General features: G+C 61.2%; 19 protein-coding genes. 12 read left to right on the plus strand and 7 right to left on the minus strand.

Translation table 11 applies throughout. From position 1 onward, the window contains the following. Positions 1-4: 4 nt before the first annotated feature. Entirely contained in the window at positions 5-1,108 is a 1,104-nt protein-coding gene (phnW, locus tag N6G83_RS07640; protein WP_025302596.1) for a 2-aminoethylphosphonate--pyruvate transaminase, read from the minus strand. Positions 1,109-1,261: 153 nt separating this feature from the next. Here phnW and phnR point away from each other — a divergent pair, with 153 nt between their 5' ends. From phnR to N6G83_RS07665, 5 genes are all read left to right on the plus strand, one after another. Continuing rightward, positions 1,262-1,981: a phosphonate utilization transcriptional regulator PhnR gene (gene phnR, locus N6G83_RS07645; RefSeq protein WP_033633223.1), complete on the plus strand. Its 720-nt coding sequence runs from the start codon at positions 1,262-1,264 to the stop codon at positions 1,979-1,981. A gap of 174 nt (positions 1,982-2,155) precedes the next feature. Further along, the gene (locus N6G83_RS07650) at positions 2,156-3,166 is read left to right on the plus strand and encodes a 2-aminoethylphosphonate ABC transporter substrate-binding protein (protein ID WP_049205185.1); all 1,011 of its coding nucleotides are present in this window, start codon (positions 2,156-2,158) and stop codon (positions 3,164-3,166) included. 2 nt (positions 3,167-3,168) lie between these two features. Beyond that, positions 3,169-4,299: a 2-aminoethylphosphonate ABC transport system ATP-binding subunit PhnT gene (gene phnT, locus N6G83_RS07655; protein ID WP_373276030.1), complete on the plus strand. Its 1,131-nt coding sequence runs from the start codon at positions 3,169-3,171 to the stop codon at positions 4,297-4,299. A 1-nt stretch (position 4,300) separates the two neighbouring features. Continuing rightward, positions 4,301-5,164: a 2-aminoethylphosphonate ABC transporter permease subunit gene (gene phnU, locus N6G83_RS07660; RefSeq protein WP_049295462.1), complete on the plus strand. Its 864-nt coding sequence runs from the start codon at positions 4,301-4,303 to the stop codon at positions 5,162-5,164. Positions 5,165-5,166: 2 nt separating this feature from the next. Then, a complete protein-coding gene (locus N6G83_RS07665; protein WP_025302592.1) occupies positions 5,167-5,970 on the plus strand; it encodes an ABC transporter permease in 804 nt (267 codons plus the stop codon). A gap of 46 nt (positions 5,971-6,016) precedes the next feature. Here N6G83_RS07665 and kdgR read toward each other — a convergent pair whose 3' ends face one another. Continuing rightward, complete coding sequence (gene kdgR, locus N6G83_RS07670; protein ID WP_025302591.1) at positions 6,017-6,808, minus strand: DNA-binding transcriptional regulator KdgR; 792 nt, start codon at positions 6,806-6,808, stop codon at positions 6,017-6,019. A 231-nt stretch (positions 6,809-7,039) separates the two neighbouring features. On the opposite strand from kdgR, the gene N6G83_RS07675 reads away from it, so the two are divergent. Next, the gene (locus tag N6G83_RS07675) at positions 7,040-8,434 is read left to right on the plus strand and encodes an MFS transporter (RefSeq protein ID WP_127146150.1); all 1,395 of its coding nucleotides are present in this window, start codon (positions 7,040-7,042) and stop codon (positions 8,432-8,434) included. A 114-nt stretch (positions 8,435-8,548) separates the two neighbouring features. Here N6G83_RS07675 and N6G83_RS07680 read toward each other — a convergent pair whose 3' ends face one another. The 5 genes from N6G83_RS07680 to N6G83_RS07700 all read right to left on the minus strand — a co-directional run bounded on the left by N6G83_RS07680 (position 8,549) and on the right by N6G83_RS07700 (position 14,159). Then, the gene (locus tag N6G83_RS07680; protein WP_127146151.1) at positions 8,549-9,256 is read right to left on the minus strand and encodes a hypothetical protein; all 708 of its coding nucleotides are present in this window, start codon (positions 9,254-9,256) and stop codon (positions 8,549-8,551) included. Between the two features lie 336 nt (positions 9,257-9,592). Next, positions 9,593-10,477 carry a protease HtpX gene (htpX, locus tag N6G83_RS07685; RefSeq protein ID WP_016927998.1) on the minus strand — a complete coding sequence of 295 codons (885 nt, stop codon included), beginning with the start codon at positions 10,475-10,477 and terminating at the stop codon, positions 9,593-9,595. A gap of 309 nt (positions 10,478-10,786) precedes the next feature. Next, entirely contained in the window at positions 10,787-12,835 is a 2,049-nt protein-coding gene (gene prc / locus N6G83_RS07690; RefSeq protein WP_016927999.1) for a carboxy terminal-processing peptidase, read from the minus strand. Between the two features lie 19 nt (positions 12,836-12,854). Continuing rightward, positions 12,855-13,565 (minus strand): RNA chaperone ProQ, encoded by a 711-nt coding sequence (gene proQ, locus N6G83_RS07695; protein WP_004931497.1) that lies wholly within the window; start codon positions 13,563-13,565, stop codon positions 12,855-12,857. Between the two features lie 96 nt (positions 13,566-13,661). After that, positions 13,662-14,159: a GAF domain-containing protein gene (locus tag N6G83_RS07700; protein WP_025302587.1), complete on the minus strand. Its 498-nt coding sequence runs from the start codon at positions 14,157-14,159 to the stop codon at positions 13,662-13,664. Positions 14,160-14,414: 255 nt separating this feature from the next. On the opposite strand from N6G83_RS07700, the gene yebS reads away from it, so the two are divergent. The 6 genes from yebS to N6G83_RS07730 all read left to right on the plus strand — a co-directional run bounded on the left by yebS (position 14,415) and on the right by N6G83_RS07730 (position 21,674). Next, entirely contained in the window at positions 14,415-15,662 is a 1,248-nt protein-coding gene (gene yebS / locus N6G83_RS07705) for a membrane integrity lipid transport subunit YebS (protein ID WP_025302586.1), read from the plus strand. Beyond that, entirely contained in the window at positions 15,631-18,261 is a 2,631-nt protein-coding gene (locus tag N6G83_RS07710) for a PqiB family protein (protein ID WP_025302585.1), read from the plus strand. Before yebS ends, N6G83_RS07710 begins: the two co-directional genes overlap by 32 nt. A 102-nt stretch (positions 18,262-18,363) precedes the next feature. Continuing rightward, positions 18,364-19,800: a 16S rRNA (cytosine(1407)-C(5))-methyltransferase RsmF gene (rsmF, locus tag N6G83_RS07715; protein WP_197759549.1), complete on the plus strand. Its 1,437-nt coding sequence runs from the start codon at positions 18,364-18,366 to the stop codon at positions 19,798-19,800. Between the two features lie 274 nt (positions 19,801-20,074). Then, positions 20,075-20,614: a spore coat U domain-containing protein gene (locus N6G83_RS07720; protein WP_016928005.1), complete on the plus strand. Its 540-nt coding sequence runs from the start codon at positions 20,075-20,077 to the stop codon at positions 20,612-20,614. Positions 20,615-20,616: 2 nt separating this feature from the next. After that, complete coding sequence (locus N6G83_RS07725) at positions 20,617-21,120, plus strand: spore coat U domain-containing protein (RefSeq protein WP_025302583.1); 504 nt, start codon at positions 20,617-20,619, stop codon at positions 21,118-21,120. Next, a complete protein-coding gene (locus N6G83_RS07730; protein ID WP_099817348.1) occupies positions 21,120-21,674 on the plus strand; it encodes a spore coat U domain-containing protein in 555 nt (184 codons plus the stop codon). Before N6G83_RS07725 ends, N6G83_RS07730 begins: the two co-directional genes overlap by 1 nt. Positions 21,675-21,678: the final 4 nt, after the last annotated feature.

Below are 21,678 nucleotides of genomic sequence, written 5' to 3' on the forward strand. Positions count from 1 at the left end.
ATCCTTATTGATTCCAGTACATCGCCTGCCCGACGGCCGCCAGCAAACGTTCGATATCCTGCGGATAAATTTCCCCGATGTTGCCGATGCGGAAACAGTCGCTCTGCGACACTTTGCCGGGATAAATCACGAAGCCTTGCTGCTTCAGGCGCTGATAAAACTCGGCGAAGCGGTAAGTGTCGGCCTTCGGCGAATAGAACGCGGTGATGATCGGCGAGTGCAGCGCATCGTCCAGCAGGGTCTCAAAGCCCAGTTCACGCATGCCCGCCACCAGCCGACGCTGATTGGTCTGATAGCGGTGGTGGCGCGCGGCAATACCGCCCTCGTGTTCCAGCTCTTTCAGCGCCTGCGCGAAGGCCAGCACGGTGTGGGTCGGCGACGTAAAGCGCCATTTGCCGGCCTGGTCTTCCATACAGCGCCACTGGGCATACAGATCCAGCGACAGCGAGCGCGAACGGCCGGCGCATTTCTCCAGCTCGCTGCGGCGGGCGATGACGAAAGCGAAGCCCGGCACGCCCTGAATGCATTTGTTGGCGGAGCTGATCAGAAAATCGATGCCCAGCGCGTCCACATCCAACGGAATGCCGCCGAAGCTGCTCATGGCGTCAACGATAAAGGTTTTACCGTTGCGCGCCGCCAGACCGGCGACCTTCTGCAGCGGGTTGAGCATGCCGGTGGTGGTTTCACAGTGCACCATGGCGATATGGCTGATGCGCGCATCGCTTTTCAGCACCGCCTCCATCGCCGCCACGTCCGGCTCATTGACCTCGCCGCAGTCGAAAGCGTGGTGGTCAATATCCATCAGCCGCGCCATTTCGATCATTCGCGCCCCATAGGCGCCGTTGTTGACGATCAGCAGCTTGTCCTGCGGGCCGATGACCGTGCCCAACACGCCTTCCACCGCAAAACTGCCGCTGCCCTGCAGCAGCACCGAGGTGTAACCGGCGGACGGCGTCGCCAGCGCCACCAACCGTTGGCGGATGCGCTGCACCACGCCCAGGTTGTAATCTTCATCCCAGGTGCAGCTGTCATACAGCATCGCCTCTTTCACCGTTTTCGATGTGGTCAGCGGACCGGGGGTCAACAGCAGGTAGTTACGATCGGACATGTCATTCACCTATTTGGTCTATACCAGATTGCAGGCATTGTGGCGGCAAATTCCTTCCCCGGTCAAACGACAAAGCGCGGTGAAACAAAAAATTCATCTGGCTATGTATAATAAGCGGGCCGGAATGCCAGGCCGATGCCATAGCGAGATGAAATGAAAGAACATCAGGGCGATATGCCCCACTACCTGCAGATCAAGGATCAGCTTCAGGCGCGCATCACCCGCGGCGCGCTGCAGGCGGGCGACAAGCTGCCTTCGGAGCGCGAGCTGTGCGCCATCTTCTCCACCACCCGCGTTACCATTCGCGAGAGCCTGGCGCAGCTGGAAGCCACCGGCGCCATCTACCGCGCCGATCGCCGCGGCTGGTTCGTCACGCCGGAACGGCTGTGGCTGGATCCGACGCAGAACACCAACTTCCACCGCCTCTGCCAGGAGCAAGGGCGCACGCCGCGTACCGCGCTGCTGTCCGGCGAAAAAACCACGGTGCCGCTCGACGTGATGCAGCCGCTGGCGCTCGAGCCGTTCGATCAGGTGTATCTGCTGCGCCGCGTGCGCTATGCCGACGGCCGCGCCATCTGCTATTGCGAGAACCACTGCCTGCCGCAGCGGGTGCCGGAACTGCTCCGCCACGATCTCAACGGCAGCTTGACCGAGGTTTATCAGCAGCATTACGATTTGATTTACAGCAACATGCACCTGTCGTTCTACCCGACCGCCCTGCCTTACCGCGCCGCCAACGCGCTCGGCGCCATGGTCGGCCTGCCCGCCTTATTGCTGCGCCGCTTGAATTACGATCAGCACGGCCGCATTCTCGATTTCGATATCGAATACTGGCGCCACGACAGCCTGCGCATCGAGGTCGATACGCTTTAATCTCCTGAATATCGGGGCTGCGCCTGCCGCCCCCTTTTCTCTCCCACGCCCAATCCCCGTTGCCGGTAAATATATTTTGCCGCTTTCATTTGTTTGTCATATTCGCCGATTAGCTTGGCCGCATATCTGGTGTATACCAGTTTCGCATTAACCCGCAACAGTGAGGCTGAAGCTATGAAACTTTCTCGTCTGGTCGTGATGACCGCCATCGCACTCGGCTCCGCGCCGGCCTGGGCCGCCGATGCGGTGGTGACCGTCTACTCCGCCGATGGCCTGCACGACGGCGATCACAGCTGGTATCAAACCCAGTTTGACGCCTTCACTCAGGCAACCGGGGTCAAGGTGCAGTACGTCGAAGGCGGTTCCGGCGCCATCGTCGAGCGGCTGTCGAAAGAGCGCAGCAACCCGCAGGCCGACGTGCTGGTGACGCTGCCACCGTTCATCCAGCGCGCCGCCGCGGAAAAACTGCTGCAGGACTTCACCCCGCAGGATGCGGCGCAGATCGCCAACGCCCAGCCGCAGTTCGTGCCGCTGGTGAACAACTACCTGAGCTTCATCTATAACGCCAAACTGCTGCCGCAGGCGCCCGCCAGCTACCAACAGCTGCTGGACGCGCAGTTCCGCAACAAGCTGCAGTACTCCACGCCGGGCCAGGCGGGTGACGGCACCGCGGTGATGCTGCAGGCGTTCCACAGCTTCGGCAGCAAAGACGCCGGTTTCGACTACCTCGGCAAGCTGCAAAGCAACAACGTCGGCCCTTCGGCCTCCACCGGCAAGCTGACCGCGCTGGTCAATAAAGGGGAGCTGCTGGTGGCCAACGGCGATCTGCAGATGAACCTGGCGCAGATGCGCAGCAACCCGAACGTGAAGGTGTTCTGGCCGGCCGGGCCGGACGGCAAGCGCAGCACGCTGGTGCTGCCTTACTATGTCGGCCTGGTGCAAGGCGCGCCGCAAAGCGCCAACGGCAAAAAGCTGATCGACTTCCTGCTGAGCAAAGAAGCGCAAAGCAGCGTCAGCGCCATTTCCTACGGTATGCCGGTGCGTAAGGACGTCACCCCGACCGACGATAACTTCAAGCAGTCGCAGGCGGCGCTGAAAGGCGTGGACATCTGGGCGCCGGACTGGAATCAGGTGGTGAGCAGCCTGTCCGCCGATATCTCCCGCTGGCACCAGGTGACCGAATGACGCTGACGATGCCTTCTACCCTCTCTTCCCGCGCCGAGGCGCGGGATCGCAGCCAGGACATCGCCGGGCCGTCGGGCATTCAGCTCGACCGCGTCAGCGTGTCGTATCGCGGCACCGAGGTGCTGAAACCCCTGACGCTCACCATCGCCCCCGGCGAAGTGCTGGCGCTGATCGGCCCCTCAGGCTCGGGCAAAACCACCGTGCTGCGGGCCATTGCCGGATTCGTGCAGCCGTCCGCCGGGCGTATTGCCATCGGTGACGTCGATGTCACCGACGTGCCGCCTTATGAGCGCGGCCTGGGCATGGTGGTACAGAACTACGCGCTGTTTCCGCATATGCGCGTCGAAGACAATGTGGCGTTCGGCCTGCGCGCGCAAGGCAAGCCGCGCGGCCTCACCGCCGAGCGCGTCGAAGAAGCGCTGGCCATCGTCGGCATGTCCGCCTACGCCAAGCGCTATCCCAGCCAGCTTTCCGGCGGCCAGCAGCAGCGGGTGGCTATCGCCCGCGCCATCGCGGTGCGCCCCAAAGTGCTGTTACTGGATGAGCCGCTGTCGGCGTTGGACGCGCAAATTCGCCACAGCATGGTGGAAGAGATCGCCCGCCTGCACCGCGAACTGCCTGACCTGACCATCCTGTACGTCACCCACGATCAGGGCGAAGCGCTGACGCTGGCGGACAAGATCGGCATCATGCGCGACGGCCACCTGATCGCCCACGGCGAGACCCGCGCGCTTTACCATCATCCCACGAACCGCTTCGCCGCCGAGTTCCTCGGCCGCGCCAACCTGCTGCCGGCCACCGCGCTGGAGACCACTACCGGGCAAGGCATGACCACCGTCAGCTGCGCCGGCAAAGTGATCGGCTGTTTCACCTACGGCGCACAACGCGGCTTCGACAAGCTGCTGTGCATCCGGCCGCAGCATATTGCGCTCGATGCCGACGCCCAGCGCAGCAACAACCTCATCGGCACGCTGCGCGATATTCACTGGCAGGGGGAACTGACGCACCTGCAGTTCGACGTTCAAGGCCATCCTCTGCGCGTGGTCACCACCCATCGTAGCCGGATGCCGCAGATCGGCGAACGCGTGCCGCTCTATTTCGCCCCCGACGATGCGGTACTGATCGAGGACTGACATGATCGACTCTACGCTTATTCGCCCGGCCCTGCGGCTGCGTTTCCCGCGCCGCCTGTGGATCCTGCTGCCGCTGCTGGTGCTGGCGACGCTGTTTTTCTACCCGTTGGCGCTGATCGTCAAACAGGCATTTACCGACGATCAGGGGCTGTTCAGCGCCGCCGCGCTGCAACAGGTGTTCGAATCCCGCCGCTTTGTCGGCGCCCTGCTCAACACGCTGCAGATTGCGCTGCTGGCGACGCTGGGCTGCCTGGTGCTCGGCACCCTGCTGTCGCTGCTGCTGGTGTTCACGCCGTTCCCCGGCAGCCGACCGATCGCCCGGGTGATCGATACCTTTATCGCCATGCCGACCTTCCTGATCACGCTGGCCTTCACCTTTATCTACGGCTCCGCCGGCCTGCTGAACGGCACGCTGATGGCGACCTTCGGTTTCACCCTGCCGCCGGTAGACTTTCTTTACTCCATCTGGGGGGTGATCCTGGCGGAAATCACCGTATTTACGCCGCTGGTGATGCGCCCGCTGATGGCGGCATTGTCGCAGATCGATCGCAGCCAGCTCGAGGCCGCCAGCATCCTCGGCGCCCGGCCGGGGCGCGTGGTGCGCCAGGTGATTTTGCCGGCCGCGCTGCCGGCCTTGCTGGCCGGCGGCAGCCTGTGCCTGTTGTTGACCACCAATGAGTTCGGCATCGTGCTGTTTATCGGCGCCAAGGGCGTCACCACGCTGCCGATGATGGTCTACTCCAAAGCGATTCTGGAGTCGGATTACGCCGTCGCCTGCACGATCGCCGTCGTGAATATCGCGCTGTCGCTCGGGCTGTTCTCCCTTTACCGCTACGCCGCGGCGCGCGCCGGGCTGAGGAACTGACAATGTTGATTTGGTCCCGCACCGGACGCACCCTGACCTGCACGTTGACGATCACGCTGTTCGCCCTGTTCTTCTGCCTGCCGCTGGCGGTGATCCTGATGTCCAGCCTCAGTGAGCAGTGGAACGGCGTGCTGCCGAGCGGTTTCACCCTCAACCACTTCCGCCAAGCGTTCAGCGGCGCCTCCTGGGACGCGCTGGTCGCCAGCCTGGCTATCGGTTTCAGCGCCAGCCTGTTCGCGCTGCTGTGCGGTACCTGGGCGGCGCTGGCGCTGCGCCACGTGCCTGAACGCGGCCGACAGCTGCTGGGCACGCTGTTTTTCATTCCCAGCGCGGTGCCTTCGGTCTCTATCGGTTTGGGGATGCTGGTGGCGTTCAGCCAGGGGCCGCTGCAGATGAACGGCACCTTCCTGATCGTGCCCGCCGCTCACTTCGTGCTGATTTCCGCCTTTACCTTCGGCAACGTGATGGCCGGGCTAACCCGGCTACCTGGCGACTACGAGAACGTCGCCGCCAGCCTGGGCGCGTCGCCGCTGTTTCGCCTGCGCCACGTCACCCTACCGATGATCGCCCCCTATATGATCTCCGCCTTCGCGCTCAGCCTGTCGCTGTCGATGGGGGAGCTGGGCGCGACCATGATGATCTACCCGCCGAGTTGGGCAACGCTGCCGGTCACCATTTTTAGCCTGACCGATCGCGGCAGCATCGCCAACGGCGCGACGCTGACCATGATCCTGGTGGCGGCCACGCTGTTGCTGATGTTAGTACTGGAGCGGATTGCTCAGCGGCTGACGCCGGGCGCAAAATAGCAACAAGGCGCTGCCATGGCGGCGCCTTGTTCTTCGAAGCGAAGGGTCAGAACGGGTAGTCGTGATAGCCCTGCTGTTCGGAAATGCGTCGGGCGGCGACGTGCAGCAACGCCACATACTCCTCCCGCGCCGCTTCGGAAAAGCGCAGCGTCGGGAAAGAGATGCTCAGCCCGGCGATCGCTACCCCGAACCTGTCAAAGACCGGTACCGCGATGCAGCGGATCCCCGCTTCTTGCTCTTCGGCATCTTCGCCGTATCCCTGCGCTCGAACCCGATCCAGCACCGGCAACAGTTCGGCGGCGCTGGCCAACGTATGTTCGGTGCTGCGGGTAAACTCAATCTGCGACAGGATCTGCGCCACCTCATCCCGCTCGCGCCAGGCCAGCAGCACTTTACCGATGGCGGTGCTGTGCAGCGGGTTGCGGCGACCGATGCGCGAATACATACGCAGGTTATACATCGCGTCGATCTTGTGGATGTAGACGATGCCATCTTCGTCCAGAGCGCCGAGGTGGATGGTCTCGCGGGTAAGATTCGACAATTCGCGCATCTGCACGTCGGCGCTGCGGATCAGATCGACGTTCTGCAACGATTTGGCGCCTAGCTCGAACAGCTTGAGCGTCAGCGCATACTTTTCCGTCTCGCCCTCCTGTGAAACGTAGCCCAGCGCTTTCATGGTCTGCAGAAAACGGTAGACAGTGCTTTTAGACATCATCACCCGCTGGGACAGTTCGGTAATGCCAATCTCGCGCTCATCGCCGAGCGCCTGCAAAATGCCGAACACTTTCATCACGGATGAGACGGCATCCGGTTGCTTGTCTGAATCTGCGTTAGCCATGGTGCATACCCTACTTAACGGTTTTGTTTCAGGAAATTTAAACAAGGGTTTCAGTATAATCGGAACAGATCGCAGCGCGCAACGCAGCTGAGCGCTAAGCAATTGAAGCCAAATGGATAACCGTTGGCCCGCTCACCGCCGTTTACAATTAAGCGGACAAGGGGCATGCAATCACAGGCGAATATGATTAGCATGATAATACTCCCCTGAATAAATACCGCTGAGACCAACATGCGTCCTTGTTCCGACGGCCTCCCCGTCCCGCAACGCTATGGGGCGATCCTCGCCATCGCCCTCGGCATTACCGTATCCGTGCTCGACGGCGCGATAGCCAACGTGGCGCTGCCCACCATCGCTCGCGCTCTCAACGCCAGCCCGGCCAGTTCCATCTGGGTGGTCAACGCCTATCAGTTGGCGATCACCGTCTCTCTGCTGTCGCTGGCGTCGCTCGGCGATCTGGTCGGCTACCGCCGTATCTACCAGGCCGGGTTGCTGGTGTTCAGCATCACCTCACTGTTCTGCGCCCTGTCCGACTCGCTGCTCACGCTGACCATCGCCCGCGTGCTGCAAGGCTTTGGCGCCGCCGCTATCATGAGCGTCAACACCGCGCTGATCCGCATCATCTACCCGCAGCGTTTTCTCGGCCGCGGCATGGGCATCAACTCGCTGATCGTCGCCTGCTCCTCGGCGGCCGGGCCGACGGTGGCGGCCGCTATCCTGTCGGTCGCATCCTGGCAATGGCTGTTCGCCATCAACCTGCCGATCGGCATCGTCGCGCTGCTGCTGGGGATGAAATTCCTGCCGGCCAACGGCCAAAAAAGCGATAACCGCCGTTTCGATCCCACCAGCGCCGTGCTGAACGCGCTGACCTTCGGCCTGCTGATCACCGCCATCAGCGGCTTCGCCCAGGGCCAGAGCCTGACGCTGATCTTCAGCGAGATCGCCGCGCTGCTGGCGATTGGCGCGGTGTTCGTGCGCCGTCAGTTACGCCAGGAATTCCCTCTGCTGCCCGTCGACCTGCTGCGCATCCCGATCTTCGCCCTGTCGATGGGCACCTCAATCTGTTCGTTCGCCGCGCAAATGCTGGCGATGGTGTCGTTGCCGTTCTTCCTGCAAAGTGCATTGGGCCGCGACGAGGTGGCGACCGGGCTACTGCTGACGCCGTGGCCGCTGGCGATCGTGGTGATGGCGCCGATCGCCGGCCGGCTGGTGGAGCGCGTGCACGCCGGCCTGCTGGGCTGCATTGGGCTGGCGGTGTTCGCGCTCGGACTGTTCTCTCTGGCGCTGCTGCCGGCGGCGCCGTCGAATATGGACATCATCTGGCGCATGATACTGTGCGGCGCCGGTTTCGGCCTGTTCCAGTCGCCCAACAACCACACCATCATCTCCGCCGCGCCGCGCAACCGCAGCGGCGGCGCCAGCGGCATGCTGGGCACCGCGCGCCTGCTGGGGCAAACCTCGGGGGCTGCGCTGGTGGCGCTGATGTTCAACCTGTTCCCCACATCCGGCACCCACGCTTCACTGATCCTGGCTGGGGTGTTCGCCACCCTGGCGGCGGCCGTCAGCAGCCTGCGCATCACCCAATCGACGGCGCAAGCGGCGCAGCCGAGCCGCGAGGTGAAATAGCGGGCATAAACGAGCCGGGCTCCCATCGATTGTAAAACCGATGGGGCCAGCACTGACGGCCGGCCTGAGCCGGACCGCGTCGGATGCAATGCCGTGAGCATTGCAGGCCAGGCGTTAGTCTCCGTGCCTCAAGGGGCTTCGGCCTTGTCGTAAACAGGCTAAATAGGCGTCGTCATCCGGATACCAGCCAACAATGCGTTGGCCGTCGTGATCCATCCCCTCGAAGGCTTTCAGTAGGCCGGGGGTGAACATGCGCTTTATCAGATCTTCGGACTGCGCGCTGTCGATTCGACAGTCACAGCGCGTCTCTCCGTCAACCTGAACGAAGTTCTGCAACGAAGCGAGACATCGCGCGTCGAGGTCGCCATGGACATGGATAAACTCCCCCGTTTCTACCAGGGTGAGCGCGGTCAGGTCTCCCCCCACCACGAACGCGCCGTCGTTTCCTGAGCTGCAATAGGCATGGCGTATGCGGACATCGTCACGCACGACCAGTCCGCCCCAGCAAATCAGCGTATCCGCCTGCAGCCGCCCCAGCACGACAATGCCGCCGTCCTCTCGCTGCGGTGACACCGCCAGGCATCCCTCCACGATCACATCGCCGTCCACGATCAGGTAATCGTAATCGTGGCCGTCGTGCTCGTCGGGGAAAAACGCCGGCAGGCGCAGATCGCCTGAATGCCAGCGAATAGCCGGCGGTTCATCATCGTCATCATGCCGGTTCAACAATTCCGCAACCGCATCGGCGACACCGCCAGCCAACTCGGCCAGGCGCGCCGACACCTCATTACCGTTGAGTAAGGGAAGGTGGTTGATTTTCATAGGGCCTCAGGGAAAAATGTCATTGCGCCAAAGCATATAACATGCGCATCCAAAGCCAAACAGGCGGTCGTGACCGAGCCCGATGCGGCTTGCCCTCTCACCGGGTGGACTGGCACCGTGCCGGCCCAAACCGAGAGGCCGAAAGACGCTGTTTGCAGGTGGGCTTCAGGGACTTCGGACGCTGCTGCACCGCGTTAACGCCCGTAAATTCTGGTAAAGCGCTTTACCCCATTCATCGCCGAATTTCATTGCTGAATCCGCCGCCGCTGAAAAAGCGGTTCAGGCATGCCATAAAAAAACCCCGGCAAGCCGGGGTTTTTCCTTTCATTCAGCCGATTACTTCAGGTACTGGCCGGAACGCAGCGCTTCGATACGCTTGTCGAGCGGCGGGTGCGACATGAACAGCTCGCTGAACGACTTGGATTTGCCGTTGATGCAGAACGCCATCATGCTGCCCGCTTCCTGCGGTTCGTAGCTGGTTTTCAGGCGCTGCAAGGCGGCGATCATCTTCTCGCGGCCTACCAGTTTGGCAGAGCCTGCGTCGGCATAGAACTCGCGGTGACGCGAGAACCACATGGTGATGATGCTCGCCAGGATGCCGAACACCAGTTCCAGCACCATCGACACGGCGAAGTAAATCATCGGGTTGCCGTTGCCTTCCCCTTCGCCATCACCGTCGCGGTTGCCGAGGAAACCGGCGGCGACCTGCGCGATCAGGCGTGAAATGAAGATGACAAAGGTGTTCACGATGCCCTGAATCAGGGTCATGGTCACCATATCGCCGTTGGCGACGTGGCTGATTTCGTGCGCGATGACCGCTTCCGCTTCGTCGCGGCTCATGCTCTGCAGCAGGCCGGTGCTGACGGCGACCAGCGAGGCGTCGCGGCGTGCGCCGGTAGCGAAGGCGTTGATGTCCGGCGCGTGGTAGATAGCGACCTGCGGCATGGCGATGCCCGCCTGCTGCGACTGACGGCGTACCGTTTCCAGCAGCCAGTTTTCTGTTTCGTTACGCGGTTGTTCAATCACTTCCCCGCCGACGGAGCGCAGCGCCATCCACTTGGACATCAGCAACGACACGAAAGCGCCGCCGAAGCCGAACAGACCGGCCATGATCATCAGGCCCTGAACGCTACTGGATTGGATTCCTGTCAGGCTGAGCACCAGCCCGAAAACCAACATCACCGCCAGGTTGGTGAGCAGGAACAGAGCTATACGCATCATAAATTGTTTACTTCCTCATAAATGTTAACAAAACGCTGTCTAAGATACCCTAGATCGTATGGGCATTCGTCACAGTTTCAAGAGTCGCGCGTCATTAACCTACTAAAAATACGAAACTTTACAAAAACGGCACGCGACCGGGATTTGGCAAATTGTAAACGATTGTTGCGTAAGGCGTAGGGTTTTTTACCCTAAATTTGTCAGGCGATGCATCAGCCCACCTCCCTTCACCCTGCTGGGAAGCCGGCTTTCGCGTCGCCATAAAAAAACGCACCCGAGGGTGCGTTTTTCATCCTGCCGTAGGCGGCCTTATTTGGCCGGCGTTGGCTGCTGAGCGGGCTGATCTTTTTCCAGATGAGCCAGGTCCAGCGCGATATGCACGGATTCATCCAGGTACGGATCCGGTTCCTGGTAATCCTTCGGCAGATCGTCGAGCGATTTCAGCGGCTTCTTGCCCGCGCGTTCCAGACGCTCGTTGATGCGTTTCAGACGGGTCGCGTCGTCATCGTGGTTCTCTTTCTCGCGCACCGCCAGATTGAGGGACACGATGTTGCGTTTATCCTTCAGCGCCTTGTAATGCGCAATATCCTGCGCGATGTACTGGAACTCTGGATTTTGCGCAATGCGCTGCTGGTGATCTTTCAGCAGTTCCGGCTCGAACGGCGTCATATCGCCGGTCTTGCTGTAGGTCGCCGCATTGATGCTGTCCCACGGCATGGCGTTGTCTTCAAACGCTTCGCCGGTTTCCGCCGGATCGACGCCGGTCGGCATCAGAATGTCCGGCGTCACGCCCTTGCGCTGGGTACTGCCGCCATTGACGCGGTAGAACTTCTGAATGGTGTACTGTACCGAGCCAAGCGCCGGCCACTCAGGGCGCAGCATCTGGTCGTAGATGCGGTTCAGCGAACGGTACTGCTGCACGGTGCCTTTACCGAAGGTCGGTTCGCCGACGATCAGCGCACGGCCGTAATCCTGCATCGCCGCCGCGAAGATCTCGGAGGCGGAGGCGCTGAAGCGATCGACCAGCACCACCAGCGGGCCTTTGTAGTAGGTCACGCCGTCGGTGTCGGCGTCTTCACGCACTTTGCCGTTGTTATCGCGCACCTGCACCACCGGGCCGCTCGGAATGAACAGGCCGGACAGCGACACCGCTTCAGTCAGCGCGCCGCCGCCGTTGGTGCGCAGATCGATGATCACGCTCTTGACGTTCTGCTTAGCCATCTTCTGCAGCTGCACTTTCACGTCATCGGTCAGACCGACGTAGAAGCCAGGGATGTCGAACACCGCCACCTTCTCTTTGCCGACGGTCTTGATGGTCATTTTCACCGCGCGGTCTTCCAGGCGGATACGCTCGCGGGTCAAGGTGACCACGCGGGTTTTGGTGCCCTTGCCGGCCGGCAGGACTTCCAGACGCACCTTGCTGCCCTTCGGCCCTTTGATCAACGACACCACGTCGTCCAGACGCCAGCCGATCACGTCCACCATCGGTTTGCCGGCCTGGCCGACGCCGACGATGCGATCGCCTACGGTGATCGCCTTGCTCTTCGCCGCCGGTCCGCCCGGCACCATCGAGTTGATCAGGGTGTAGTCGTCATCCATCTGCAGCACCGCGCCGATGCCTTCCAGCGACAGGCTCATCTCGGTGTTGAACTGCTCGGTGTTGCGCGGCGACAGATAGTTGGTGTGCGGGTCGATTTCATGCGCAAAGGCATTCATCGCCAGCTGGAAGACGTCTTCACTGTTGCTTTGCGTCAGGCGCTTGATGGCGAACTGATAACGCTTGGTCAGCGTGTCGCGGATTTCTTTGTCGGTCTTGCCGGTCAGCTTGAGGTTCAGCTCGTCATACGTGACTTTCGCATCCCACAGGCTATCCAGCTCGGCCTTGTCTTTCGGCCACGGCGCTTTGCTGCGGTCGAGATCGATAGTGCCGTTGCCGGTGAAGTTCATCGGCTTGTCCAGCAACGACAACGCATAGGTGTAACGCTCAAAGCGGCGTTTCTGCGCCAGATTGAACAGCGCGTAGAAGGTGTCCAGCTTGCCGGTTTTCAGCTCTTCGCCAACCTGATTGCGTTTGCCGGCGAACTGCGCCACGTCGGAGGCCAGCAGCACGTTATGGTTGTAGTCCAGCATGTTCAGGTAGCGATCGAAGATCTTGCCTGAAAACTCCGCATCGAGGGCGAACTGGCGGTAATGAGAGCGAGTGAAGCGCGAGGTGACGCGCTCACTCACCGTAGCGTGCTGGGGTTCCTGTTGCAGTTGGGGCAGTTGGCCGATGCGGATGTTGGCTGTTTCCGCGCCGTAACTGACACCCGCCCACAGCAGCCCTGCAATCGCTGTTAATCTGACGAATTTGTTCATGCCTGGGTTGGCCTCCGTATCAGAACTGCAAGTGTTCTGCGCGCACAATCATCGCCAGACCGGAAGAGAGCTGCACACGTACGCCATCTTTAGCGATTTCGAGTACGGTAGCATCCATCGCGCTCTTGCCTGCTCTGACTTTGATTTCCTGGCCAATTTGCAGTTTAGAGATATCCGTGACTGGCGCATAACGCGGCTGGCTTTCCTCTTTGGCTGCACGAGGTTGGCGAGCGGGCTGTGGGCGAGTTTGTGGGCGCGGCTTGCGGTTTTCCGGCGCGGCTCCGCCTTCGCGACGTGCAGCGGGTTTTTTACCGGCTGGACGCGGACGGCGCGGAGCGGCATCGGCGGATTCGCCGGCGGCTTCACGTTTTTTGGCGTTTTGTTCGGCACGCTGTGCCTGAACGCGCGCTTTGGCTTCTTCAAGCTGCTGGCGAGCATGATCGACATGCTGCTGCTCAAGTTCACCGCACGGATTGCCGTCCAGATCGACGCGCTGTGCGCCAACCTTGACACCGTACAGATAACGCCAGCTTGAGGTATATAGGCGCAGGGCAGAACGCAATTGCGTTTTGCTGAGATTTTCTTCCCCCTGCACGCGCTCTACCAAATCCTGAAAAATACCGATTTTCAGCGGACGAGCTTCGCCTTCGGCGCTAAAGCAGAGCGGAAAACGCTCGGCAAGAAAAGCAATGACTTCTTTACTAGAGTTCAACTTAGGTTGATTTTCCATGAAATTTCCTGATTACAACGGTATTGCCAACAAGCCACAGGCATGAACAGGCGTCATTATAATGACGCCATCGGTAATTGCCACGTTAACCGTCGATCAACTTGCCGCTACAGTCACATATTTCGCACTGTCACACTGTTCCAGTTGCTCACAAAGCCCCGCCACCACTGCTTTCAGGCCCACTTCATCCTGTTCGTCGAAGCGTTGATAAACCGTGCTGTCGATATCCAAAACGCCGATCGCTCGGCCGCCAACCGCCAGCGGCAGCACGATTTCCGCGTTGCTGGCCGCATCGCAGGCGATATGGCCCGGAAACGCATGCACGTCACCGACGCGCTGCACGCGATTTTCCGCCACCGCCGTGCCGCACACGCCCTTGCCCACCGGAATGCGCACGCAGGCAATCTTGCCCTGGAACGGCCCCAGCACCAGCTGGTCGCCCTCCATCAGATAGAAACCGACCCAGTTCACGTCATCCAGACGCTCGTTGAGCAACGCGCTGGCGTTGGACAGCGCCGCGATAAAGTTGGTTTCCCCGCCGAGCAACGCGCTCAGGTCACGTTTTAATTCCGCGTAGAATTGTTCTTTTGTCATGTGTTAACCATTGAAACAGTGAAGATGGCCAGAAGCCCAAAGCTTAGGCCCTATAAAATAAGCATTAAATGCGTATAGCCACAAGGTTAATCATCTGTTGCTTCACAAAACCCCGTCGCTCGGGGTATGTTTGCCGCTCAGAATCCCGGTTTACCTCGTTTTACCGTCCGGCGCCCGATCGCCGGTGACGCGGCCGGTTTATTTTTCAGCTACGCTGACACTTCCGGCGGGCTCAAGGGCAGCTACTTGTCAAAAATGAAAATACACGCGATCACCGCTCCCCTTTCCAAAGCGCGTCACCAGCGCTGCTGCGAGTGCGACCTGCTGTTCGTGCTGCCGCCGCTCAGCGGCAATCAGGCCGCCTATTGCCCGCGCTGCAACGCCAAGGTGGTGAACGGCCGCGACTGGTCGATGACGCGTCTGACCGCCATGGCGATCGCCATGCTGCTGCTGATGCCGTTCGCCTTCACCGAACCGCTGATCAGCATTCGTCTGCTCGGCACGCGCATCGACGCCAGTTTGCTGGAGGGCATCTGGCAGATGAGCCGCCAGGGCGATCCGCTCACCGCCAGCATGGTGGCGTTTTGCACCCTCGGCGCCCCGCTGACGCTGGTGCTGTCGCTGCTGTACCTGCGCGTCGGCCATGCGCTCGGCATGAACCTGCGCCCGGTGCTGCTGATGCTGGAGCGGCTCAAAGAGTGGGTAATGCTGGACATTTATCTGATCGGCATGGCGGTGGCGGCGATCAAAGTGCAGGATTACGCCGACATCCAGCCCGGCAGCGCGCTGATCGCTTACCTGTCGCTCACGGTACTGAGCATCCTGACGCTGATCCACGTCAACCTGGAGCAGCTGTGGGAGCGCTACTATCCGCAGGAACAGCCGGAAGGCCCGCCGACGGCGCTGCACATTTGTCTGTCCTGCCACTATACCGGCTATCCCGACGCGCGCGGCCGCTGCCCGCGTTGCCATGTGCCGATGTGCCATCGCCAGCCCTACAGCCTGCAGAAAACCTGGGCGGCGCTGATCGCCGCGATGATCCTGCTGATACCGGCCAACCTGCTGCCGATTTCCATCATTTACGCCAACGGCACACGGCTGGAAGACACCATTTTCTCCGGCGTGGTCTCATTGGCCACCTCCGGCAACGTGCCGATCGCCGCTATCGTGTTCATCGCCAGCGTGCTGGTGCCCTTCACCAAGGTGATCGTGCTGATCATGCTGTTGCTGAGCATCCACTTCAAAACCTCGCACAGCCTGAAAACGCGCATTCGTCTGCTGCGCCTGGTCACCTGGATCGGCCGTTGGTCGATGCTCGATCTGTTCGTTATCGCCTTGATGATGTCGCTGGTAAATCGCGATCAACTGTTATCTTTTACTATGGGACCGGCCGCGTTTTACTTTGGCTCGGCGGTCATTTTGACTATTCTTGCCGTTGAATGGCTCGATAGCCGATTGATTTGGGATGCACATGCAACAGGAAACGCCGACTACACCGACTGAAGCGCGGGTCAAGAACAAACGCCGCATTTCACCGTTCTGGTTACTGCCGTTCATCGCCCTGCTGATCGCCGGGTGGCTGGTCTATAACAATTTCCAGGAGCGCGGCACCACCGTCACCATCGATTTCCAATCAGCGGCAGGCATCGTCGCCGGCCGCACGCCGGTGCGCTACCAGGGCGTTGAGGTCGGCACGGTGCAAAAAATCAGCCTGAGCAAAGATTTACGCAGCATCGTGGTGGAAGCCAGCATCAAAAGCGATCTGGAAGACTCGCTGCGCGAAGGCACCCAGTTCTGGCTAGTGACGCCCAAGGCCTCGCTGGCCGGGGTATCCGGGCTCGATGCGCTGGTCGGCGGTAACTATATCGGCATGATGCCCGGCAGCGGCAAGGAGCAAACCCACTTCACCGCGCTCGATACCCAGCCGAAGTACCGCCTGAACACCGGCGAACTGATGATTCACCTGCATGCCGACGACCTGGGTTCGCTCAACAGCGGCTCGCTGGTCTATTACCGTAAAATCCCGGTCGGCAAGGTGTATGACTACACCATCAGCGAAGGCAACAAGGGCGTGACCATCGACGTGCTGATCGACCGCCGCTTCGCCAACCTGGTGAAGAGCAACAGCCGCTTCTGGAATGTCTCCGGCTTCAAGGGCGATTTCAGCCTGTCCGGCGCCACGGTGCAAATGGAGAGCCTGGCGGCGCTGGTCAACGGCGCCATCGCCTTCGATTCGCCGGCCGATGGCCAGCAGGCCAAGGGCGATCAAAGCTATACCCTGTATCCGGATCTGGCCCACAGCCAGCGCGGCGTCAATATTTTGCTGGATCTGCCGAGCGGCAACAGCCTGAGTGAAAACCGCACGCCGCTGATGTACCAGGGACTGCAGGTCGGCACCCTGACCAAGCTGACGTTGCAACAGGACAGCAAAGTCATCGGTGAACTGACCATCGATCCTTCGGTGGTCGATCTGATGCGCAGCGGCACCCGCATCGTGATGCGCAGCCCGCGCATCAGCCTCAACGACGCCAAGCTCAGCCAACTGCTGACCGGCACCACGCTGGAACTGGTGCCGGGTGAAGGCGAACCGCAGCAGCGCTTCAACGTGCTGGACAGCAGCGAAACGCTGTTGCAACAGCCGGGTGTGCTGACCGTCACGCTGAATGCGCCGCAAAGCTACGGCATTGACGTCGGGCAGCCGCTGGTGGTGCACGGCGTGAAAGTCGGCCAAATCCTGAGCCGCACCTTGACCGCCGGCGGCGTGGTGTTCACCGCCGCCATCGACGCGCAGTACCGCGGCCTGCTGCATAAAGACAGCAAATTCGTGGTCAACAGCCGTCTCGACGTTAAGCTCGGGATAGACGGCATGGAAGTGCTCGGCGCCAGCGCCCAGGAATGGGTGGACGGCGGCGTGCGCATTATCCCCGGCAGCAAAGGGGAACCAGGCGGCCAGTACCCGCTGTACGCCAACAGCGAAAAAGCCGAGGAAGGCATCGTCGGCAACGCCCCTTCTACCACCCTGACCCTCAGCGCCACCAGCCTGCCGGACGTGCAGGCCGGCTCGGTGGTGCTGTACCGCAAATTCCAGGTGGGCGAGATCGTCAACGTCCGGCCGAAGGCCAACGAGTTTGAGGTGGACGTCTACATCAGCCCGGAATACCGCAAGTTGCTGACTCGCGAAAGCATCTTCTGGGCCGAAGGTGGCGCCAAAGTGCAGCTCAACGGCAGCGGCCTGACGGTGCAGGCCTCCCCGCTCAACCGCGCGCTGAAAGGCGCCATCAGCTTCGATAATCTACAGGGCGTGACGCTGAACAAGGGCGCCAACCGCGTGCTCTACGCCAGCGAAACCGCCGCTCGCGCGGTGGGCAGCCAAATCACGCTGAAAACCTACGACGCCAGCAAGCTGTCGGCGGGCATGCCGCTGCGTTACCTCGGCATCGACGTCGGCCAGGTGGAGTCGCTGCAGTTGGCGCCGGAGCGCAACGAAGTGTTGGCTAAAGCGGTGCTGTATCCGGAATACGTGCAGACCTTCGCGCGCCTCGGCAGCCGCTTCTCGATCGTGTCGCCGGAGATCTCCGCCGCCGGCGTCAGCAACCTCGATACCCTGCTCCAGCCTTATATCAACGTGGAGCCGGGGCGCGGCCGCGAGCTGCGCACTTTCGAACTGCAGCAGGCCAGCATCACCGACTCGCGCTATCTCGACGGCCTGAGCGTCGTGCTCGACGCCGCCGAAACCGGCTCGCTGCAGATCGGCACGCCGGTGCTGTTCCGCGGCGTAGAGGTCGGCACCATCACCGGTTTCTACCTCGGCGCCATGTCAGACCGGGTGCACGTCGCGCTGCGCATCAGCAAGAAGTACCAGCATCTGGTGCGCAACAACAGCGTGTTCTGGTTGGCGTCGGGTTACAACCTGCAGTTCGGCCTGACCGGCGGCGTGATCAAGAGCGGCACCTTCCAGCAGTTCATTCGCGGCGGTATCGCCTTCGCCACCCCGCCGACTATTCCGCTGGCGCCGAAAGCGACGCCGAACAAGCACTTCCTGCTGAATCCGGAAGAGCCGAAGGACTGGAAAACCTGGGGCACCGCCATTCCGCGCGATTAACTTTCGCGTTTTCCTCAGGGCCCGGCAATGCCGGGCCCTGTTTTTTTCCGCTTTGTGATAAACTCTCGCCCTTGTCTTTATTGCACCCTGAGAGTTCGCCCCGTGGCCAAATCCACCGCCGTTTTTCTGCCCCCCGCTTTCCTCGACGCCACCCGCGCCATCATGCCCGCCGAGCTGGCGATGGACGATTTTATCGCCGCTTGCCAGCGCCCCCTGCGCCGCAGTCTGCGCGTCAACACGCTGAAAATCAGCGTCGCCGACTTCCTGGCGCTGGTGCAGGATTACGACTGGCGATTGGAGCCCATTCCCTGGTGCGCGGAAGGGTTCTGGATCGAGCGCGACGATGAAGAGCTGCGATTAGGCAGCGCCGCCGAACACCTGAGCGGTCTGTTCTATATTCAGGAGGCCAGCTCGATGTTGCCGGTCAGCGCGCTGTTCTCGGGCGACGCGGCGCCTACTCGAGTGCTGGACGTGGCGGCGGCGCCGGGCTCCAAAACCACCCAGATCGCCGCGTTGATGGGCAACCAGGGCGGCATCGTCGCCAACGAATACTCCGCCAGCCGGGTGAAAGTGCTGCACGCCAATATCAGCCGCTGCGGCGTGAAGAACACCGCGCTGACCCACTTCGATGGCCGGGTGTTCGGCGCTGCATTGCCGGAGAGTTTCGACGCCATTCTGCTCGACGCCCCCTGTTCCGGCGAAGGTGTGGTGCGCAAGGATCCGGACGCCATGAGCAACTGGTCGCCGGACAGCGTCGCCGAGATCGCCGCCACCCAGCGCGAGCTGATCGACAGCGCGTTTCATGCGCTGGCACCGAGCGGCGTGATGGTTTATTCCACCTGCACGCTCAATGCTCAGGAAAATCAGCAGGTGGTGCGCTGGCTGCTGGATACCTATGGCGACGCAGTCAGCGTCGAGCCGCTGGGTGAGCTGTTCCCCGGCGCCGACAAGGCGTTGACCGCCGAAGGCTTCCTGCACGTCTTCCCGCAGATTTACGACAGCGAAGGGTTTTTCGTCGCCCGCCTGCGTAAAAAACACGCCGTGGCGCCGTTGGCGAAGCCGACCTATAAAGTCGGTAAATTCCCGTTCAGCCCGCTATCCGGCAAAGAGGCGGCGCTGGTCGCCCAAGCCGCCGCCGCATCCGGCTTAACCTGGGGCGATGACAGCAGGCTGTGGGAGCGCGACAAGGAAATCTGGCTCTTCCCGGCCGAGCTGGAGCCGCTGTTTGGCAAAGTGCGCTTCTCGCGTATCGGCCTCAAGCTGGCGGAGCGCTTCCCGAAAGGTTTCCGTTGGCAGCACGAAGCGGCGATCGCCCTCGCGGGTGCCGGCGGCAAACAGCATTTCGAGCTGGACGCCGCGCTGGCCCAGGAGTGGTATCACGGCCGCGATCTCTACCCTGAGCAGCCGCCGGCGGGCGACGAGTGCATCGTCACCTATCAGGGGCAACCGCTGGGCATCGCCAAACGCATCGGCAGCCGCATAAAGAATAACCTGCCGCGCGAACTGGTGCGCGACGGCGTGCTGGATTTCCACCTGTAAACGATACCGCGCCGGGGAATGAAATTCCCCGGCAATAAAATAACGCTAATAATATTCCCATCGCCGTTCGTTATTATTCTAATCATTTCACTTTATCGGTATACCTCGCCTACAAGCCCCGTCAACCGGGGGAATGAGAATAAAAAGTTTCTCGTTTTCATCAAGACAATTCCCGATTCTTATTCTATTAATTAAAGTGCAGCTAAATGAATACGTTCAACTCACCTCTGGGTGGCGTCTTTGCGGGCTTTCTCTCATACGGCAAGGAATTAAGATGAAAAAAACTCTGATGGCATTGACCTCGGTAGCAACCCTGCTGTGCGCCAACGGCGCGGCTAACGCAGCAGGCACCATTCAAGGCACGTTAGGCGTGACGCTGACCATCGGCGCCGGTTGCGTCGTGGGGGGCGGCAGCAGCAGCGGTTCCGTCAACGACTTCGGCTCCATCAGCTTCGGTACTTACTCTTCACTGGCCAACATCATCGACGCCAGCGCCACCGGCGCAGGGGGGGCCGGTACGCTGTCATTGACCTGCACTACCGGCACAGACTACACGGTGGCGCTGGACAACGGGCTCCATGTCACTTCAGGCACCCAACGCCGCATGGCCAGCACGGCAGGTGCCTTCATCAGCTATAACCTGTACCAGGATGCCGCACGCACCACCGCCTGGGGCAGCGGCGCCAACGCGCGGACCGGCACCGGCACCGGCGCCGCCGTTCCGCTGATCGTGTATGGCCGCGTCCCGGCGGCCGGTTCTACCCCGGCGGCAGACACCTATAACGACACCGTCACGATGACGGTCACCTGGTAACGGTGCGGCGCGCGCTTTGCTGCTGCGGATTATGGGCGTGCAGCCTGTTGGCGCAGGCCGACAGTAAAACCGCGACCCTCGGCGTCAGCGCGACCTTGCTCAGCGCCTGTGAGGCCGGCAGCAGCTCAGGCGGCAATGTCAGCTTCGGCACGCTGAATTTCGGCACGCTGTATTTTCTCAGCACCGCAACCAGCGTCGCCGGGCAACAAAACGCCGGCGCCATTCGGGTGAAATGCACCAACGGCACCAGCTACAGCGTTCTGCTTGGCGGCGGGCAAAGCGGCAATACCGCTGCCCGCTACCTGCAAAGCGCGGCCGGCCAACGGGTGAATTACAACCTGTATACCAACGCCGCTCACAGCACCATTTGGGATAATCTGACGGGCGTGTCACAAACCGCCAACGGTTCGGACAACTGGCTGCCGGTCTATGGCATGATTCCGGCGCAATCCACACCTCCGACAGGCAGCTACACCGATACGGTACAGGTCACGATCAATTGGTAATGACGATGCGCGCTTCAATTTGCGGTTTGCTATTCTGCCTGCCGCTTTCCCCGGCCCAAAGCGATACCGGCGTCAACGACTTAACCAAAAGCCAGCCGTTCACCGTCAATGCAACCGTGGTTAAAGGCTGCGTATTGGGCAGCGGCGTCAGTGACGTGACCACCTTCGGCACCCTGAACTTCGGCCAGTTGTCCTCACTGAGCAACGCAGTCAGCGTCGTCTCCAGCAGCGGCGCCGGTTCGGTGCTGTTTCGCTGCAACCCGGGGCTGAGCGTCACGCTGGCCCTCGGCGTCGGCAATCACGTGACCGGATCCATCGCCGGCGGCAGAAAATTACAAAACGCTATCACGTCGGAAACGCTGCTGTATCAACTTTATCAAGACAGCAACTACGCCACCCTTTGGGGCGATGGCGCTAACGGCGGCGCGGCGCAGACCGTCGCCGCCACCGGTAGCACGCAAGAAATCAAGGTTTACGCCCGTCTGTTTTCGACCAGTACCCTGCCCACCAGTGGCGTTTACAGCGATACGGTCTTGTTGACGGTCACTTATTAAGTTT

It is taken from the genome of Serratia sp. PL7 (assembly GCF_945957435.1).

Bases quoted from the DNA above. Each gene is read 5' to 3' on its own strand.
- htpX (WP_016927998.1), bottom strand. From the start codon at position 10,477: ATGATGCGTATAGCTCTGTTCCTGCTCACCAACCTGGCGGTGATGTTG.
- prc (WP_016927999.1), bottom strand. From the start codon at position 12,835: ATGAACAAATTCGTCAGATTAACAGCGATTGCAGGGCTGCTGTGGGCG.
- phnR (WP_033633223.1), top strand. From the start codon at position 1,262: ATGAAAGAACATCAGGGCGATATGCCCCACTACCTGCAGATCAAGGAT.
- N6G83_RS07650 (WP_049205185.1), top strand. From the start codon at position 2,156: ATGAAACTTTCTCGTCTGGTCGTGATGACCGCCATCGCACTCGGCTCC.
- N6G83_RS07680 (WP_127146151.1), bottom strand. From the start codon at position 9,256: ATGAAAATCAACCACCTTCCCTTACTCAACGGTAATGAGGTGTCGGCG.
- phnW (WP_025302596.1), bottom strand. From the start codon at position 1,108: ATGTCCGATCGTAACTACCTGCTGTTGACCCCCGGTCCGCTGACCACA.
- yebS (WP_025302586.1), top strand. From the start codon at position 14,415: ATGAAAATACACGCGATCACCGCTCCCCTTTCCAAAGCGCGTCACCAG.
- N6G83_RS07720 (WP_016928005.1), top strand. From the start codon at position 20,075: ATGAAAAAAACTCTGATGGCATTGACCTCGGTAGCAACCCTGCTGTGC.
- N6G83_RS07700 (WP_025302587.1), bottom strand. From the start codon at position 14,159: ATGACAAAAGAACAATTCTACGCGGAATTAAAACGTGACCTGAGCGCG.
- N6G83_RS07730 (WP_099817348.1), top strand. From the start codon at position 21,120: ATGACGATGCGCGCTTCAATTTGCGGTTTGCTATTCTGCCTGCCGCTT.
- proQ (WP_004931497.1), bottom strand. From the start codon at position 13,565: ATGGAAAATCAACCTAAGTTGAACTCTAGTAAAGAAGTCATTGCTTTT.
- phnU (WP_049295462.1), top strand. From the start codon at position 4,301: ATGATCGACTCTACGCTTATTCGCCCGGCCCTGCGGCTGCGTTTCCCG.
- N6G83_RS07710 (WP_025302585.1), top strand. From the start codon at position 15,631: ATGCAACAGGAAACGCCGACTACACCGACTGAAGCGCGGGTCAAGAAC.
- N6G83_RS07675 (WP_127146150.1), top strand. From the start codon at position 7,040: ATGCGTCCTTGTTCCGACGGCCTCCCCGTCCCGCAACGCTATGGGGCG.
- kdgR (WP_025302591.1), bottom strand. From the start codon at position 6,808: ATGGCTAACGCAGATTCAGACAAGCAACCGGATGCCGTCTCATCCGTG.
- N6G83_RS07665 (WP_025302592.1), top strand. From the start codon at position 5,167: ATGTTGATTTGGTCCCGCACCGGACGCACCCTGACCTGCACGTTGACG.